General features: G+C 62.3%; 4 protein-coding genes and 1 tRNA gene. 2 read left to right on the top strand and 3 right to left on the bottom strand.

The features are described from left to right. Window positions 1-188 precede the first annotated feature (188 nt). The 3 genes from V6M49_RS09630 to bcp all read right to left on the bottom strand — a co-directional run bounded on the left by V6M49_RS09630 (window position 189) and on the right by bcp (window position 1,840). Window positions 189-860 (bottom strand): fasciclin domain-containing protein, encoded by a 672-nt coding sequence (locus V6M49_RS09630; RefSeq protein ID WP_332760969.1) that lies wholly within the window; start codon window positions 858-860, stop codon window positions 189-191. A 267-nt stretch (window positions 861-1,127) separates the two neighbouring features. Then, window positions 1,128-1,209 (bottom strand) — tRNA-Leu (locus V6M49_RS09635). Window positions 1,210-1,366: 157 nt separating this feature from the next. Further along, window positions 1,367-1,840: a thioredoxin-dependent thiol peroxidase gene (bcp, locus tag V6M49_RS09640; RefSeq protein ID WP_332760970.1), complete on the bottom strand. Its 474-nt coding sequence runs from the start codon at window positions 1,838-1,840 to the stop codon at window positions 1,367-1,369. A gap of 95 nt (window positions 1,841-1,935) precedes the next feature. Between bcp and V6M49_RS09645 the strand changes: the two genes are divergently transcribed. Next, on the top strand, window positions 1,936-2,391 hold the full coding sequence (locus tag V6M49_RS09645; RefSeq protein ID WP_056349254.1) for a MarR family winged helix-turn-helix transcriptional regulator: 456 nt from the start codon (window positions 1,936-1,938) through the stop codon (window positions 2,389-2,391). Window positions 2,392-2,930: 539 nt separating this feature from the next. Further along, window positions 2,931-3,465, top strand: a 535-nt coding sequence (locus tag V6M49_RS09650) for a glycoside hydrolase family 16 protein (protein WP_332760971.1), incomplete at its 3' end; no start/stop codon positions are given.

Genomic DNA, 3,465 nt, shown 5'->3' on the forward strand with positions numbered 1-3,465 from the left:
CGCCGGTCCTGATGACCGTTCGCCGCGAAGTACTGCTGGGCACTCGTCTATCACCTCTGGCTGCTTCTGGCCGGCGCCGCGGACTGCGGGCCAAGGACACAGTCTAGTTGACACACCCCGGTGCTCCCTGGACAGACGCCAGAGGCCTGTTCCGGTTGCGGAACAGGCCTCTGGGCTTGAAAGCCGGACTACTTGGGCATCAGCACCGAGTCGATCAGGTAAACGGTGGCGTTCTTCGTCTGGACGCCGCCGCAGATCACGCTGGCGCCATCAACCATGAGGGCATCCTTGCTGCCGGTCACGGTGACCGATCCGCCCTGGACCGTGGCGTGTGTGCCGGCGATCTTGTCCGGGGTGATCTGGCCGGGGACCACGTGGTAGGTCAGGATCTTGCTCAGCAGGGCGTCGTCCGTTTTGAGCGCTTCGATCGTGGCGGCATCGATCTTGGCGAAGGCGTCATCCACCGGGGCGAAGACCGTGAACTCGCCGCCGTTAAGGGTGTCAACCAGGTCAACCTTCGGGTTCAGCTTGCCGGAGACAGCTGCCGTGAGGGTGGTCAGGATGGGGTTGTTGGATGCCGCGACCGCTACCGGGTCAAGGGCCATCCCGGCAACCGAGCCTGCCCCGGTGGGGACCTTCTCTGCGTAGCCGGCGCAGCCCGCGCCAACGAGGTTTGCGGCCGGATCCATGGCAGCAGCACTGGCGGACGGTGACGGGGCCATCTTCGTTGCTGACGGTGCGGCGGCCGGAGCGGAGGAGCTCGGGGTTGTGGTTGCTGTTCCACCGCAGGCGGTAAGGCTCAGCAGGGCTGCAGCTGCAACGCCTGCGACGGTGAAGGATGTGCGCTTGAATGACTGCATTTCGGTTCTCCTTGTTTATTGGTTTCTGCCGATTTCTTGCCTGCTGCAGACGTTGTGCCTGCCGCGTGGCCTTTCCCGACTGTTGGGCACCGGCCCTTGGCTGGTGTCTCAATGGGTATTCGGCCGGAGCACTGAAGCGGATGGGTGGATCGCCAAGAGTTTTTTAGATTCGCGGCCAGCCCGCAGGGAAAGCCAGGAGAACACGGTAGCTGCGCAGTTAAATGACGGAGATCCCGGGCCTGTGGGCCCGGGATCTCTGTGTAAGTGTGCGCAAGGGGGGACTTGAACCCCCACGCCCGAAGGCACAGGAACCTAAATCCTGCGTGTCTGCCAATTTCACCACTCGCGCTTGGCAGTTGCTGCCGTTGTCTTCAACCTTGGCCAGATGGCCTACGGATAAAAACGTACGACGGCGGATGCCAGTTTCCATTGTAGCCTCGGGCCGGCGGGGTTCCGGTCAGCCGGTTCCTGCCGCGCCGTACCGGCGCCACTTCCCGCGTAATGCGTTACGCGTCCACTTTGAGGTCGCGCCGGAGTTTTGCCACGTGGCCGGTGGCCCGGACGTTGTACTGGGCAAGCGCCACTTTTCCATCGGGATCGATCACCACGGTGCTGCGGATCAGTCCCTCGTAGGTCCGTCCGTAATTCTTCTTTTCGCCCCAGGCACCATAGGCTTCGGCCACGGCATGGTCCTCGTCCGAAAGCAACGGAAAGCTAAGGTCCTCGTTGGCGGCAAAGGCAGCAAGTTTGTCCACGGAATCGGGGGAGACGCCCAGGACCCGATAACCGGCCGACGTGAAGGATGCCAGGCTGTCGCGGAAATCGCAGGCCTGTTTCGTGCAGCCGGGCGTGGCGGCGGCTGGGTAGAAATAGACGATGGTGCTGCCGCTGTGGCCGGAAGCCAGACTGACGTCCTTACCCGACGAATCCTTCAGGGTGAAGCCGGGCGCTACGTCGCCGGTCAAGAGTCTGTCAGCCACTGTTAATCTCCTCGTTGCAGGCGGAACACACCAGTTTAGTAAGCATCCACGACCGGTGCTAACCAGCCTTAGCTATACTTGCTGGTATGCCTGACATGGATCGCTGGCCCACTGGGCGCCTATTGTCCACTGCGGCACGCCTCGTAGAACACTCCTGGAACGAAAAGCTAAGCGCCATCGGACTGACGCACGCCGGCGTGATCGCTATCGAAGTCCTCTCAGCGCAGGGGCCGATGACACAGGCCCAACTAGCCCAATATGTGCGCGTTCAGGCCCAGACCATGGGTAAAACCCTGAGCCGGTTGGAGTCCCACGGCCACATTGCCCGCGTCCGCAGCACGTCGGACCGCCGCAGCCAGGTAGTGTCCCTCACGGACAGCGGACGGGAAGCCGCAGCCGCAGCCGTTGAGATGGAACGCGCGGTGCTTGCCGCGGCAACCATTGACCCTGACGCCCTGCGGCAGGAGCTCCAGGCTGTGGTTAGGGAGCTGGCCAGCCAGTTCGCCTCGCCGTCAACCCGCGCCCTGGTGGACGGTGCCCCGCTCAGCTAGCGATCCCGGGAATCCGGTAAATTTGACTGGCACCAATACTGCAAAATTCCGCGGTGGTGGTGCCTTTTGATTTGTACCCTGAAACGTCCAGAAGTGGCGTCTTTGCCGCGTGATTTTGCAGCGGTTCAGGGCGCACTTTCAGAATGGTCGCTTTACAAAGTGAACTCTTCAACATCACCAGCGGCATCCGGCCGTAGGTCTCGCCGCGCGATGCCCTTATCATCTGACGTATGCGGAAACACTTGGTCGCCCTTGGGGTCGTGGCAATCCTCCTGGCCGGCTGCTCGGCCCCGTCAACTCAACCGGCAGTAACTTCGACAGCACCGGTCGCCACATCAGCCACGCCGAAGCCCACTACGCCAACGACGACGGGCTCGGCCGCGACAGATCTGAACTGGGGTACGCCGACCGCTGGCGATGAGTTCAACTATACCGGTGCACCGGACGCCGCGAAGTGGTCCGTGTACAACAGTGCCGGGCACGACGGGAATGGCATTCGGAGTCCCCAGCAGGTCACGGTAGATGGTTCCAAAATGGTCATGACTGGAACACCGGACGGCACCACCGCTGGAATGAGCGCGAAGTTTGGGCGCCAGAAGTACGGCCGGTGGGAGATCCGCGCGGCGGGTTCGGGTGACACTGAGTACCACATGGTGGCGCTCCTGTGGCCGGATAGTAGGAATTGGCCGTGTGACGGCGAAGTTGACTACGCGGAGACATCTGCTGACTGGAGCGTCATCAAGTTCTTCCACCACTACGGATGTTCGAATTCGCAGACGTCGGCGACCATGGCACTGGACGTTACGCAGTTCCACAACTATGCGGTTGACTGGTCTCCGAATGGGATCGTCGGCTACGTCGATGGGGTGAAGTGGTTTGAGGACAACGACCCGGCGCACCAGCCTCCCGGACCGATGCACCAGACGCTACAACTGGACTGGTTCCCAGACAGCACTGATAACGGCGCTGGCGAGATGCGAGTGGATTGGGTTCGCGTCTATGCGGCTGGCGATCCAACTCCCGCTGCCCTGCCGCCGCCATCCGATGAGTCGTTTGAGTTCGCCGCCACCGGGG

Source organism: Pseudarthrobacter sp. (assembly GCF_036675385.1).
Lineage (GTDB): Bacteria > Actinomycetota > Actinomycetes > Actinomycetales > Micrococcaceae > Arthrobacter.

Excerpts from the sequence above, each read along its gene's own strand:
- V6M49_RS09630 (WP_332760969.1), bottom strand. The coding sequence starts at position 860 with ATGCAGTCATTCAAGCGCACATCCTTCACCGTCGCAGGCGTTGCAGCT.
- V6M49_RS09645 (WP_056349254.1), top strand. The coding sequence starts at position 1,936 with ATGGATCGCTGGCCCACTGGGCGCCTATTGTCCACTGCGGCACGCCTC.